The sequence below is a fragment of the Streptomyces varsoviensis genome (assembly GCF_000718635.1).
GTDB lineage: Bacteria > Actinomycetota > Actinomycetes > Streptomycetales > Streptomycetaceae > Streptomyces > Streptomyces varsoviensis.
Genome location: NZ_JOBF01000019.1, coordinates 89,981 through 102,924 on the forward strand (window position 1 = coordinate 89,981; position 12,944 = coordinate 102,924).

The 12,944-nt window shown below is 72.2% G+C and carries 11 protein-coding genes and 1 riboswitch; of the genes, 5 read left to right on the plus strand and 6 right to left on the minus strand.

What is annotated here, in order from left to right; genetic code table 11:
- Positions 1–63: 63 nt before the first annotated feature.
- The 4 genes from rlmN to IF55_RS25425 all read left to right on the plus strand — a co-directional run bounded on the left by rlmN (position 64) and on the right by IF55_RS25425 (position 5,149).
- Positions 64–1,170 (plus strand): dual-specificity RNA methyltransferase RlmN, encoded by a 1,107-nt coding sequence (rlmN, locus tag IF55_RS25410; RefSeq protein WP_030885028.1) that lies wholly within the window; start codon positions 64–66, stop codon positions 1,168–1,170.
- A 22-nt stretch (positions 1,171–1,192) separates the two neighbouring features.
- A riboswitch (TPP riboswitch) is annotated at positions 1,193–1,297 on the plus strand.
- Positions 1,293–2,375: a thiamine ABC transporter substrate-binding protein gene (locus tag IF55_RS25415; RefSeq protein ID WP_030885031.1), complete on the plus strand. Its 1,083-nt coding sequence runs from the start codon at positions 1,293–1,295 to the stop codon at positions 2,373–2,375. (Overlaps the previous riboswitch by 5 nt.)
- Complete coding sequence (locus tag IF55_RS25420) at positions 2,351–4,120, plus strand: ABC transporter permease (RefSeq protein WP_048832425.1); 1,770 nt, start codon at positions 2,351–2,353, stop codon at positions 4,118–4,120. The genes IF55_RS25415 and IF55_RS25420 overlap by 25 nt, the downstream gene beginning before the upstream one ends.
- Positions 4,121–5,149: an ABC transporter ATP-binding protein gene (locus tag IF55_RS25425; protein ID WP_030885036.1), complete on the plus strand. Its 1,029-nt coding sequence runs from the start codon at positions 4,121–4,123 to the stop codon at positions 5,147–5,149.
- A 38-nt stretch (positions 5,150–5,187) separates the two neighbouring features.
- On the opposite strand, the gene IF55_RS25430 is transcribed toward IF55_RS25425, so the two are convergent.
- From IF55_RS25430 to IF55_RS25450, 5 genes are all read right to left on the minus strand, one after another.
- Positions 5,188–6,153 (minus strand): DMT family protein, encoded by a 966-nt coding sequence (locus IF55_RS25430; protein ID WP_063764034.1) that lies wholly within the window; start codon positions 6,151–6,153, stop codon positions 5,188–5,190.
- A gap of 324 nt (positions 6,154–6,477) precedes the next feature.
- Positions 6,478–7,641: a hypothetical protein gene (locus IF55_RS25435; RefSeq protein WP_030885041.1), complete on the minus strand. Its 1,164-nt coding sequence runs from the start codon at positions 7,639–7,641 to the stop codon at positions 6,478–6,480.
- Positions 7,623–8,351: an ABC transporter ATP-binding protein gene (locus tag IF55_RS25440; RefSeq protein WP_030885045.1), complete on the minus strand. Its 729-nt coding sequence runs from the start codon at positions 8,349–8,351 to the stop codon at positions 7,623–7,625. Before IF55_RS25440 ends, IF55_RS25435 begins: the two co-directional genes overlap by 19 nt.
- Before the next feature lie 283 nt (positions 8,352–8,634).
- Positions 8,635–10,014, minus strand: a complete 1,380-nt coding sequence (locus IF55_RS25445) for an aspartate aminotransferase family protein (protein ID WP_030885048.1) — start codon at positions 10,012–10,014, stop codon at positions 8,635–8,637.
- Positions 9,999–10,487: an Lrp/AsnC family transcriptional regulator gene (locus tag IF55_RS25450; protein WP_030885052.1), complete on the minus strand. Its 489-nt coding sequence runs from the start codon at positions 10,485–10,487 to the stop codon at positions 9,999–10,001. The genes IF55_RS25445 and IF55_RS25450 overlap by 16 nt, the downstream gene beginning before the upstream one ends.
- A 178-nt stretch (positions 10,488–10,665) precedes the next feature.
- Between IF55_RS25450 and IF55_RS25455 the strand changes: the two genes are divergently transcribed.
- Positions 10,666–12,129: a gamma-aminobutyraldehyde dehydrogenase gene (locus IF55_RS25455; RefSeq protein ID WP_030885054.1), complete on the plus strand. Its 1,464-nt coding sequence runs from the start codon at positions 10,666–10,668 to the stop codon at positions 12,127–12,129.
- A gap of 111 nt (positions 12,130–12,240) precedes the next feature.
- Here IF55_RS25455 and IF55_RS25460 read toward each other — a convergent pair whose 3' ends face one another.
- Entirely contained in the window at positions 12,241–12,930 is a 690-nt protein-coding gene (locus IF55_RS25460; protein WP_030885057.1) for a glycerophosphodiester phosphodiesterase, read from the minus strand.
- Positions 12,931–12,944: the final 14 nt, after the last annotated feature.

Sequence of the window (12,944 nt, forward strand, 5' to 3'; positions counted from 1 at the left end):
AAGGGGGCCGTTGTCCACAGGGCGGCGGGCCCCTTTCCCGATGTCTGCCACACTGGATGGACCATGCCTAAGCCCGGAGAACTCACTTTCGTCGCGCCGCGCGGAGCCAAGAAGCCGCCGCGCCATCTCGCCGACCTCAGCCCCGCCGAGCGCCGCGAGGCTGTGGCCGCGATCGGCGAGAAGCCGTTCCGCGCCAAGCAGCTCTCGCAGCACTACTTCGCGCGGTACGCGCACGACCCGGCGCAGTGGACCGACATCCCCGCGGCGGCGCGCGAGCGGCTGGCGGCCGAGATGCTGCCGGAGCTGATGAGCGTGGTGCGGCACATCTCGTGCGACGACGACACCACCCGTAAGACGCTCTGGAAGCTGCATGACGGCACGCTCGTCGAGTCCGTGCTGATGCGCTATCCGGACCGGGTCACGATGTGCATCTCCTCGCAGGCGGGCTGCGGGATGAACTGCCCGTTCTGCGCCACCGGCCAGGCCGGGCTGGACCGGAACCTGTCCACGGCCGAGATCGTCCACCAGATCGTCGACGGCATGCGCGCCCTGCGCGACGGCGAGGTGCCCGGCGGCCCGGCCCGGCTCTCGAACATCGTCTTCATGGGGATGGGCGAGCCGCTGGCCAACTACAAGCGCGTCGTGGGCGCGATCCGCCGGCTCACGGACCCCGAGCCGGACGGGCTCGGCCTCTCCCAGCGCGGCATCACGGTCTCCACCGTCGGCCTCGTGCCCGCGATGCTGCGCTTCGCCGACGAGGGCTTCAAATGCCGCCTCGCGGTCTCCCTGCACGCCCCGGACGACGAGCTGCGCGACACGCTCGTACCGGTCAACACCCGCTGGAAGGTCCGCGAGGTCCTCGACGCCGCCTGGGAGTACGCGGAGCAGTCCGGCCGCCGCGTCTCCATCGAGTACGCGCTGATCCGCGACATCAACGACCAGGCGTGGCGCGGCGACCTGCTCGGACGGCTGCTCCGGGGCAAGCGGGTGCACGTCAACCTCATCCCGCTCAACCCGACGCCCGGCTCCAAGTGGACCGCGTCCCGCCCGGAGGACGAGAAGGCGTTCGTCGAGGCGATAGCGGCCCATGGCGTGCCCGTGACCGTGCGGGACACGCGGGGGCAGGAGATCGACGGCGCCTGCGGACAATTGGCCGCATCCGAGCGCTGATATGGTGCTTTCGCACAATTGAACAATCCGACAGGGGAGCGCACAGAGCGCTGAGAGTGCGGCCCGGCCGCAGACCCTCGGACCTGATCCGGGTCATACCGGCGTAGGGAGTCAGCTCACTCATGAACAGCAACATCCGGCGTGCCATCGGCGCCGCGGTCGTCGGCGCCCTCGGCGTGGCCACGCTCGCCGCCTGCGGCGGCTCCGGCTCGGACGCGTCGGACTCCAAGACGGTCACCCTGGTCTCGCACGACTCGTTCAACGCCTCCAAGCCCGTGCTCGACGACTTCACCAAGAAGACCGGCTACAAGGTCCGGGTCGTCAAGAGCGGCGACGCCGGCGCGGCCGTCAACCAGGCGATCCTCTCGAAATCGCACCCGCAGGGGGACGTCTTCTTCGGCGTCGACAACACCCTCCTCTCGCGCGCCCTCGACAACGGCCTGTTCACGCCGTACGAGGCGAAGGGGCTGGACCGCGTTCCGCGCGACCTCCAGCTCGACGCGGCGAAGCACCGCGCCACCCCTGTCGACACCGGGGACATCTGCGTCAACTACGACCGCGCCTACTTCAAGGACCACAAGCTGGCGCCGCCGCGGTCCTTCGACGACCTCGTCAAGCCGGAGTACAAGAACCTCCTCGTCACCGAGAACGTCGCCACCTCGTCCCCCGGCCTCGCCTTCCAGCTCGGCACCGTCGCCAAGTACGGCGCCGACGGCTGGCAGAAGTACTGGCAGCGGCTCAAGGACAACGGCGTCGAGGTCGTGGACGGCTGGGAGCAGGCCTACAACCAGCGGTTCTCCGGCTCCGCCGCCGGAAAGAAGGCCAAGGGCGACAAACCGCTCGTCGTCTCCTACGCCTCCAGCCCGCCCGCCGAGGTGCTGGACGCCAAGCCGCAGCCGCAGGAGGGGCCCACCGGGGTCGCGACCGGCACGTGCTTCCGGCAGATCGAATTCGCCGGACTGCTCAGCGGCGCGAAGAACACCGAGGGCGGCAAGGCGCTCCTCGACTTCCTGGTGAGCAAGGAGTTCCAGGAGGACATGCCGCTCCAGATGTTCGTCAAGCCGGCGAACCAGGACGCGAAGCTGCCCGAGGTGTTCACGAAGTACGGCGCGAAGATCCCCGACCCCGAGACCCTGGCCCCGGAGCAGATCGCCAAGAACCGTGAGCAGTGGGTCAAGTCATGGTCGTCGCTCCTCCTGAAGTAGAGCCCCCCGGGCACGCGCCGGACGGCCCCGGCGCACGCCGCGCGGCGGACCGCCGGGCCGCCGCGCGGGGCATCGCGTCGCGGCTCGCGCTGATGGCCGTGCCCTTCGCGTTCTTCGCCGTCTTCTTCGCCTACCCGGTAGCCGCGATCGTCGCCCGGGGGCTGAAGGACGGCGGCAGATGGCAGTTCGGCCGGATGGGGGAGGTGCTCGGCGACCCGCACATCGGGCACGTGCTGTGGTTCACCACCTGGCAGGCCGCCGCCTCCACCGCGCTGACCCTCGCCCTCGCGCTGCCCGGCGCGTACGTCTTCGCCCGCTTCGACTTCCCCGGCAAGCAGGTGCTGCGCGCCGTGGTCACCGTCCCCTTCGTCCTGCCGACCGTCGTCGCGGGCTCGGCGTTCCTGGCGCTGCTCGGCCGCGGCGGGCTGCTCGACGAACTGTGGGGCGTCCGCCTCGACACCACCGTCTGGGCCATCCTCCTCGCCCACGTCTTCTTCAACTACGCGGTCGTCGTACGGACCGTCGGCGGCCTGTGGGCGCAGCTCGACCCGCGCCAGGAGGAGGCGGCGCGGGTGCTGGGCGCCGGGCGCTTCGCGGCCTGGCGCAGGGTGACGCTCCCGGCGCTCGCGCCTGCCGTCGCCGCCGCGGCCCTCATGGTCTTCCTCTTCACCTTCACCTCCTTCGGCGTCATCCAGATCCTCGGCGGCCCGCGCTACGCGACGCTGGAGGTGGAGATCTACCAGCAGACCGCGCAGCTCCTGAACCTGCCGACGGCCGCCGTGCTCTCGATCGTCCAGTTGCTGGCCGTGTGCGTACTGCTCGCCGTGCACGCCTGGACCGTACGCCGCCGGGAGTCGACGCTCCGGCTGGTCGACGCGGCGCGGACCGCGCACCGGCCGCGCGGCGCGGGGCAGTGGGCGCTGCTCGCGGGGGTGCTGACCTGCGTCACCCTGCTGATCCTGCTGCCGCTGGCGGTGCTGGTGCAGCGCTCCTTCGACGGGCCCGACGGCTACGGCCCGGTCTTCTACCGCGCCCTTCAATCGGCCGCGGACAACGGCGGCACCTTCGTCGTCGCGCCGCTGGAGGCGATCGGCAACTCGCTCTCCTACGGGCTCGCCGCCACCGCCATAGCCGTCGTCATCGGCGGGCTGGCCGCGGCCGCCCTGACGCTCCGGGGCGGCGCGAAAGGCGGTGCGAAGGGGGGCGCGAGGGGCGCGGGACGGCTCGTACGGGGCTTCGACGCGCTCCTGATGCTGCCGCTCGGCACCTCCGCCGTCACCGTCGGCTTCGGCTTCCTCATCACCCTCGACAAGCCGCCGCTGGACCTGCGGGACTCCTGGATCCTGGTGCCGCTGGCCCAGGCGCTGGTGGGCGTCCCCTTCGTCGTACGGACCATGCTGCCCGTGCTGCGCGCCGTCGACGTCCGGCTGCGGGAGGCCGCCGCGGTGCTCGGGGCGTCCCCGCTGCGGGCCTGGCGGGAGGTGGACCTGCCGCTGGTGGGGCGGGCGCTGGCGGTCGCGGCGGGGTTCGCGTTCGCGGTCTCGCTCGGCGAGTTCGGGGCGACCGTCTTCATCGCCCGGCCGGAGAGCCCGACGCTGCCGGTCGCGGTGGCCCGCCTCCTGGGGCGGCCCGGGGAGCTGAATTACGGGCAGGCGATGGCCCTGAGCACCATGTTGATGCTGGTGTGCGCGGTGGCGCTGCTGGCGCTGGAGCGCGTGCGCACCGACCGTTCGGGAGAGTTCTAGATGGCCCTGCTGCGACTGGACGGCGTGAGCGTCCGCTTCGGCGCGAGGACCGCGCTGGACGCGGTGGACCTGGAGGTCGCCGAGCACGAGACGGTGTGCGTGCTCGGGCCGAGCGGCAGCGGCAAGTCCACGCTGCTGCGGGTCGTCGCGGGGCTCCAGCGGGCCGACGCCGGGCGGGTGACGCTGGAGGGCCGCGACCAGAGCGGCGTTCCGACCCACCGGCGCGGCGTGGGCCTGATGTTCCAGGACCACCAGCTCTTCCCGCAGCGCGATGTGGCCGGGAACGTCGCCTTCGGGCTGCGGATGCGCGGGGCCGGCCGCGCCGAGCGGGCCCGCACGGTCGACGAGGTCCTCGACCTGGTCGGCCTGCCGGGCGCGCAGCGCCGCGCGGTCGGCGCGCTGTCCGGAGGCGAGCAGCAGCGCGTCGCGCTCGCCCGCGCGCTGGCCCCGCGCCCCCGGCTGCTGATGCTCGACGAGCCCTTCGGCCAGCTCGACCGGGGGCTGCGGGAGCGCTTGGTCGTCGAACTGCGCACCCTCTTCAGCACCTTGGGCACCACCGTCCTCGCCGTCACCCACGACCAGGGCGAGGCGTTCGCGCTCGCCGACCGGGTGGTCGTCATGCGCGACGGGCGGATCGCGCAGAGCGGCACGCCGCTGGAGGTGTGGCAGCGCCCCGCCACCGAATTCGTGGCCCGGTTCCTCGGCTTCGACAACGTCGTGGCGGCGGATGTGCTGGGGGAGGCCGCCGATACGGTCTGGGGCAAGGTCCCGGTCCCCCCGGGCGCGCCCCAAGGCACGCAGCGGCTGCTCGTACGCCCGGCAGGGGTGCGGCTGACGGACGTACGGGACGGACTGCCGTGCACGGTCGAGGCGCGCACCTTCCGCGGGGACCACGTGGCCCTGATGCTGCGGCCCGGGGACGGGCCGCGACTGGAGGCGGCGTGCGCGCTGCGGGACGCGCCGGAGGCGGGGGCGCGGGTCGGCGTCGCGTTCGACGCGGACGAAGTGGTGGTGCTCAGCGCCCCTTAGGCCCCCTGGGGAGCCTTTAGGAGCCGGCTCCCCGCTGGTCAGCCCCCCGTGGGCGAGGCCGTTTTGTGCCGTAGGGCATCGTCGTCGGAGCCCTGCGCCGGGAGCGGTGCCTCCGGCCCCGGCTCCGCCGGGCCGCCCTCCGGCTGGCCGAACCAGGCCACGGCCACCGCGCCCGCCACCGCCAGGACGAACCCGAGGATCGCCACCCAGGCGAAGCCGGGCCGCGAGGCGTCGCCGAGCCACAGCACGCCGATCATGCCCGGCAGCACCGTCTCGCCGACCACGAGCGCCGCCGTGGCGCCGTTGACCGAACCGATCTGGAGGGCGACCGTGTGCAGGTACATGCCGCCGATGCCCGCGACGAGGATGGCGTAGAGCGCCGGGTCCGCGAGGAGCGTGGGCAGGTCGAATGGGTCGATGCCGTTCAGGACGCGCACTCCGACGCCCAGCGCGCCGAAGCCGAGGCCGGAGAGCAGACCGGCCAGGATCGCGGCCCGCGAGCCGAGCAGCCGCACGGCCACCGTGCCGCCCGCCATCAGCACGATCGAGATCATCAGCAGCCACCAGTGGGTGGCCGTGGAGCTGTTGCCCCCGCCCTCGTGTCCGGCCGCCGTCGCGAGCAGCACCAGCGCCGAGCAGACGACCGCGATCGAGGCCCACTCGGGGCGGGTCAGCTTGATGCCGAGGAGCTTGATGCTGAGCACGGCGGTGATCACCAGGTTGGCGCTGATGACGGTCTGGGAGAGGAAGAGCGGCAGCAGCCGCGCGGCCAGCGCGCCGAGCGCGAACCCTATGAAGTCGAGCACCGTGCCGACCATGAACTCCCAGGTCACCGCGGCCTTCGCGGTGGAGGCGAGGCTGGGGCCGCCGTGCTGGGTGGTGCCGGTCGAGGAGGCGGCCGCGGCCTCCCGCCGGGCGGATTTGCGCGAGCCCACGGCTTGCAGGACAGACCCTGTGCCGTAGCAGGCGGATGCCGCGACAGCCGTCAGAAGGCCGATGATCACCAGTAGCTCCGTTCGCGCGTGCGCACTCTGTGTTCTGTCAGGCAGACGCGCATTTCGGGGGAAGAGTTGCCTCGGGTCAAGAACTGGTCAAATGTTAGTCGTCCGTGGACCAGTGCCGACCGGCCGGGTCCGCCGGGCCCGCAGGGCCGACCCCCCGGCGTGAGGCACACTCCGCCGTGCGCGGACGCGTGCCCCACCGCTCACAGCCCTACGCGCGTGCCCCGCCGCTCTCCCTCGTACGTGGACGCGCGCCCCGCAGCTTTCCGCCGGAAGCGGACGCGCGCCCGTCCGCTCCCTGCCGGAAGCGGACGCGCGTCCCACCGCTCACCGCGTCAGCGGGAGCGCCGCGAGCACCCCGACCGCCCACGTCAGCGCGGCGAGCACGGTCAGCAGTACGGTCGTACGGAGCGCCGCCGCGCCGCGCAGGACGGACGCCGGGGCGCCGAGGCGCAGCAGGGCGGCCGTGGTCTCGCCCCGGCGGTCGCGGGTCTCCATGCCCGCGGTGATCGCCGTCGCGGTGGCGCACGCTATGACGACCGCGGCGCCCAGGCCGGTCAGCGGGCCGAACGGGCGGGGGCCCGCAGATTCCCAGGCGGTGCCGTACAGTTCGGCCGCCGCCAGCGCGCCCGAGGCGACCGCGCAGACCACGCCGAGCGGGCGGCCGATCCGTACGGCGTCGTCCTGGAGCACCCGGCCGGCCAGCAGCCGCAGCGCGCCCGGCCGTCCGGCGGACAGCACCTTGCCGATGAGCTGCGCGAGGCCGGGGCCGGCCAGGACGAGCCCGATCGCGGTGAGCGCCCAGCCGCCGACCACGCCCGGGGGGCTGCCGTCGAGACGGCCGGGGAGCGGGAACAGCGACTCGGGGGCCGGGGCGGGGCCGCGGCCCGCGTACGCCTCCAGCGCGAGGCCCGTCGCGGTCAGCGCGATGCCCCACGGCAGGCCGTGCGAGATCCCCGACGGCGCGGACTTCTCGGCGCGCGGCTCGCGGGGCCGCAGCGCGATGGCGCTCGCGACTGCGGTGGTCACCGGGCCCACGGCGAGCAGCGTGAGGACCGCGGCCCAGGGCAGCGGTTCGCCCGCACCGAGCAGTTCGGCGGTCGCGGCGACCGGCCGTCCGAGGAGGTCGCCGCGCAGTTGGAGGAAGACGAGGAGCGCGAGGCCGCTGCCGAGCGCGCAGAACACGGCGGCCGACACGGCGGTCAGCAGCGTGAGACGGCCCGGCCCGTATCCGGCGGCGGCCAGCCCGGAGCGCGGGCCCGTGGCCGGGTCCGTACGGGCGATCGCCACCGCGAGCTGGGCGGTGGCGGCCAGCGGCACCGCGCACCAGGCGAGGCGCACGAGGGAGCCGTCGATGTCCTTCGGGTGCGTCGCGGCGTGCCCCAGCGTGCACAGCAGCAGGAAGCCCACGCCGCCGGCCACCGCCGTGAGCAGCAGCCGCCGCAGGAGGACGAGGGGGTGGGCGCCGCGGGCTAGGCGGAGACTGAGCACGCGGCCTTGCCCTCCGCCTCGGGGGCCGGGACCGCGCCGACGCGGCGGCCGTCGACCACCGAGACCATCCGGTCGGCGAGGGTGGCCGCCTCCGTGTCGTGCGTGGCGAGGACGACCGTGATGCCGTGCGAGCGGGCCGCCGTCGTGATCGTACGGAGCACCTGGGCGCGGTCGGGGCGGTGCAGCGGCGCGGTGGGCTCGTCGGCGAAGAGCACCGTCGGCTCGGCGGCGAGGGCGCGGGCGATGGCGACGCGCTGCCGCTGCGCCTGGAGGAGAGCGGCGGGCCGTTTGCGAACGCAGTCACCGACATCGAGCCGCTCCAGCCACTCGACGGCCTTCTGCCGGGCGGCCCGGTTGCCGGTGCCGCGCAGCAGCAGCGGCAGGGCGGCGTTCTCCCAGCCCGTCAGCTCGGGCACCAGATGCGGCTCGGTGTCGATCCAGCCGAACCGCTCGCGCCGCAGCCGCTCCCGGCCCAGCGGGGTGAGGGTGTGCACCGGCGCGCTGTTGAACCACACCTCGCCGCTCTCCGGCGGCAGTTGGCCCGACAGGCACTTCAGCAGGGTGGTCTTCCCGGAGCCGCGGGGCCCGGTGACGGCGAGGATCTCGCGCTCGCGGACACCGAGGGAGATACCGGCGAGAGCGGGGGAGCCGCTGTGCGAATAGTGCAGTCCGCGTGCCCAGAGCACGTCGTTGTCCGGCGGGGCCGCCATGTCGAGCACCTCGGGTCGCTGTGGGGTCCGTTCCCCTGTCCGGGTGAACGAACCGGAGGCCAATGGGTCACTGGCACCGTACGGAACCCGGATACTAGCTGCCGTCGAGGCTCGGCGCAGGACCGGCCCACTTTCCTCCGGTCGGGCTCATTACATTGGGCTGATGACAGATGTGTAGGGGCGAACGTACGCGAATGTGTAGGTGCGAACGCACGCGAAAACGGCCGCTTCCACCGAAGCCGGAGGAAGCGGCCGCCGCGAGCCGACCGCGACTGTCGGCGCGTCAGATCCTGGTCCACGCCTCTTCGAGCACGCCCCGCACGATGGACTCGATCTCGTCGAAGGTCGACTGGTCGGAGATCAGCGGCGGGGAGAGCTGGATGACCGGGTCGCCGCGGTCGTCGGCCCGGCAGTACAGCCCGTTCTCGTACAGCTTCTTGCTGACGAAGCCGTACAGCAGCCGCTCGCACTCCTCCTCGTCGAAGGACTCCTTGGTGGCCTTGTCCTTCACCAGCTCGATGCCGTAGAAGAAGCCGTTGCCGCGCACGTCGCCGACGATCGGCAGGTCGGTCAGCTTGGAGAGTGTGGCGTGGAAGGCGGCCTCGTTGTCCAGGACGTGCTGGTTGAGGCCCTCGCGCTCGAAGATGTCGAGGTTGGCGAGGGCGACCGCGGCGGAGACCGGGTGGCCGCCGAAGGTGTAGCCGTGCAGGAAGGTGTTGTCGCCCTGGTAGAAGGGCTCGGCGACGCGGTCCGAGACGACCGCGGCCCCTATCGGGGAGTAGCCGGAGGTCATGCCCTTGGCGCAGGTGATGATGTCCGGCACGTAGCCGAACTTGTCGCAGGCGAACATCGTGCCGAGGCGGCCGAAGGCGCAGATGACCTCGTCCGAGACGAGCAGCACGCCGTACCGGTCGCAGATCTCGCGGACCCGCTGGAAGTAGCCGGGCGGCGGCGGGAAGCAGCCGCCGGCGTTCTGTACGGGCTCCAGGAAGACGGCCGCGACGGTCTCCGGGCCCTCGAACAGGATCTCCTGCTCGATCTGGTCGGCGGCCCAGCGGCCGAACGCCTCCGGGTCGTCGCCGTGGATCGGCGCGCGGTAGATGTTGGTGTTGGGCACCTTGTGCGCGCCGGGCACCAGCGGCTCGAAGGGGGCCTTGAGGGCGGGCAGGCCGGTGATGGACAGGGCGCCCTGCGGGGTGCCGTGGTAGGCGACGGCCCGTGAGATCACCTTGTACTTGGTGTGGTTGCCGGTCAGCTTGTGGTACTGCTTCGCGAGCTTCCACGCGGTCTCGACGGCCTCGCCGCCGCCGGTGGTGAAGAAGACCTTGTTCAGGTCGCCCGGCGCGTAGTGCGCGAGCCGCTCGGCCAGCTCGACGGCGCTCGGGTGGGCGTAGCTCCACACCGGGAAGAAGGCGAGCTGCTGGGCCTGCTTGGCGGCGGCCTCGGCCAGCTCCGCGCGGCCGTGCCCGGCCTGGACCACGAACAGCCCGGACAGCCCGTCGAGGTACTTCCTGCCCTGGTCGTCGTAGATGTACGTGCCTTCGCCGCGCACGATCGTCGGCACGGGCGCGTTCTCGTACGACGACATGCGGGTGAAGTGCATCCACAGGTGGTCGTACGCCGTCTTCGAGAGGTCCTTGCTCACGGCTATCGCGTTCCCCAGGTGTAGGTCTGTTTCCGCAGCTTCAGGTAGACGAAGCTCTCGGTGGAGCGCACGCCGGGGAGGGTCCGGATGCGCTTGTTGATCATTTGCAGCAGTTGGTCGTCGTCCTCGCAGACGATTTCGATGAGGAGGTCGAAGGAGCCCGCCGTCATGACGACGTACTCGACCTCGTTCATGGCGGTCAGCGCGTCGGCGACCGGGTCGAGGTCCCCTTCGACGTTGATGCCGACCATCGCCTGGCGCCGGAACCCGACGGTGAGCGGGTCGGTGACGGCGACGATCTGCATCACGCCCTGGTCGAGCAGTTTCTGTACGCGCTGGCGCACCGCGGCCTCGGAGAGGCCCACGGCCTTGCCGATCGCCGCGTAGGGGCGGCGGCCGTCCTCCTGGAGCTGTTCGATGATCGCCAGGGAGACGGCGTCGATCGGCTGCGCGCCGTGCGTGCTTCTCGGATCAGTACTACGAGTGGCCACGCGTCCCACTGTGCACGGGACTCGACTGTCCCGCAACCCTGAATCGATGAAATCCGTTGCAGAAAGCTCTGCATTTCACGGATTCCGTTGTCTGTGCGTGGTGGGTGTGTCGAAAGCGTCGCCTTCCTGACTAGGCTGGGCATCTCACCCATCGGACATCTGACAGGAGGGGTGGCAAGTGACCACCGAGCCTGGACGGCTTCGCACACTGCGCAACTACATCGGCGGGGAGTTCCGGGACGCCGCCGACGGGCGGACCACGGAGGTGGTCGACCCGACCACGGGCGAGGCATACGCCACCGCCGCGCTCTCCGGGGCCGCCGACGTCGACGCCGCCATGGCCGCCGCCGAGGCCGCGTTCCCGGCCTGGCGGGACCTCATCCCCGGCGAGCGCCAGAAGGTGCTGCTCAAGGTCGCGGACGCGATCGAGGAGCGCGCCGAGGAACTGATCGCCGCGGAGTCCAAGAACACCGGGAAGCCCCTCGCGCTCGTACGCTCCGAGGAGATCCCGCCGATGGTGGACCAGATCCGCTTCTTCGCGGGAGCGGCGCGGATGCTGGAGGGCCGCTCGGCCGGCGAGTACATGGAGGGTCTGACCTCCATCGTCCGCCGCGAGCCCATCGGCGTCTGCGCTCAGGTCGCGCCCTGGAACTACCCGATGATGATGGCCGTCTGGAAGTTCGCGCCGGCGCTGGCCGCGGGCAACACCGTGGTCATCAAGCCCTCCGACACCACGCCCGCCTCGACGGTCCTGCTGGGCGAGATCATCGGCGGCGTCCTGGAGAGCCTCGGCCACTCCAAGGGCGTCTTCAACGTCGTCTGCGGCGACCGCGACACCGGCCGGCTGATGGTCGAGCACCACACCCCCGCCATGGCCTCGATCACCGGCTCCGTACGGGCCGGCATGCAGGTCGCCGAGACGGCGTCCAAGGACCTCAAGCGGGTCCACCTGGAGCTGGGCGGCAAGGCGCCCGTCGTCGTCTTCGAGGACGCCGAGATCGCCAAGGCCGTCGAGGAGATCTCGGTCGCGGGCTACTTCAACGCGGGCCAGGACTGTACGGCCGCCACCCGCGTGCTCGTGCACGAGAGCATCCACGACGAGTTCGTCACCGCCCTCGCCAAGGCCGCCGCCGACACCAAGACCGGCCTGCCGGACGACGAGGACGTGCTCTACGGGCCGCTCAACAACGCCAACCAGCTCAAGCAGGTCTCCGGCTTCATCGAGCGGCTGCCCGCCCACGCCAAGATCGAGGCGGGCGGCCACCGGGTCGGCGAGAAGGGCTACTTCTACGCCCCGACCGTCGTCTCCGGCCTCAAGCAGGACGACGAGATCATCCAGCACGAGGTCTTCGGCCCCGTCATCACCGTCCAGTCCTTCACGGACGAGGAGCAGGCCGTGAACCACGCCAACGGCGTGGAGTACGCGCTCGCCTCGTCGGTGTGGACCAAGGACCACGCGCGCGCGATGCGCATGTCCAAGAAGCTCGACTTCGGCTGCGTGTGGATCAACACCCACATCCCGCTCGTCGCCGAGATGCCGCACGGCGGCTTCAAGAAGTCCGGCTACGGCAAGGACCTCTCCGCCTACGGCTTCGAGGACTACACGCGCGTCAAGCACGTGATGACGTCGATCGACGGCTGAGCCGATCGACGCCTGAGCTGGATTACGGCTTCGCGGGCCGTACGGGACACCGGCGTGTGGCGGTGCCCGTACGGCCCGCTCCGTGTCCGCCCCCGTGAGCCGCCGCCCCGGTCACCGGGCGAGCAGCGCGCAGAGCGCGTCCACCCGGTTCGTGGTGATGGAGTCGACGCCCGCCCGCAGCAGGCGCCGCATCGAGCGCCGGGTGTCGGGCGTCCACGCGGAGACGAGCAGGCCGTCGGCGTGATCGCGGCCGACCAGCTCCGGGGAGACCAGCCCGAAGCGGTAGTTGAGCCAGCGCGGGCGGATGTCGGCCAGCAGTACGGGCCGGGGCCGGGCCAGTGTCGTCCAGGTCAGGGCCGTCTCGGCGGCGGGGTCGGCGCGGCGCACGGCGAGCATGGCGGCGGGCCCGCCGCAGTAGTACGCCCGCTCGGCCGCGCCGCACGCGTGGACCTCGGCGACCGTGGCCGGCACCGCCGACGCGTCCGGGAAGTCGATGAACGCCCGGGCCGCGGGGGACTTCCCGATCTCCTCCAGCGCCTCGCGCAGGGTGGGCACGCCGCCGCCCGTCAGCCCGCGCACCTCGGCCGCCGAGAGCCGGGACAGGGGCCGCTGGTGGCCCCAGAGGCGTTCGAGAGTCGCGTCGTGGAGGAGCACGGGCACGCCGTCGCGGGTGAGGCGGACGTCGATCTCCACCGCCCCGGCGCCCGCCCGCAGCGCGGAGCGGATGGAGGGGAGGGTGTTCTCACGCCGGACATAGGGGTCGCCCCGGTGGGCGACGGCGGTGCAGATCATGGCGCCCATTGTGGCCAACGCGG

What these genes read in the sequence shown, in the direction of transcription:
- rlmN (WP_030885028.1), top strand. Translation starts at nt 64, where the DNA reads ATGCCTAAGCCCGGAGAACTCACTTTCGTCGCGCCGCGCGGAGCCAAG.
- IF55_RS25415 (WP_030885031.1), top strand. Translation starts at nt 1,293, where the DNA reads ATGAACAGCAACATCCGGCGTGCCATCGGCGCCGCGGTCGTCGGCGCC.
- IF55_RS25420 (WP_048832425.1), top strand. Translation starts at nt 2,351, where the DNA reads ATGGTCGTCGCTCCTCCTGAAGTAGAGCCCCCCGGGCACGCGCCGGAC.
- IF55_RS25425 (WP_030885036.1), top strand. Translation starts at nt 4,121, where the DNA reads ATGGCCCTGCTGCGACTGGACGGCGTGAGCGTCCGCTTCGGCGCGAGG.
- IF55_RS25440 (WP_030885045.1), bottom strand. Translation starts at nt 8,351, where the DNA reads ATGGCGGCCCCGCCGGACAACGACGTGCTCTGGGCACGCGGACTGCAC.
- IF55_RS25460 (WP_030885057.1), bottom strand. Translation starts at nt 12,930, where the DNA reads ATGGGCGCCATGATCTGCACCGCCGTCGCCCACCGGGGCGACCCCTAT.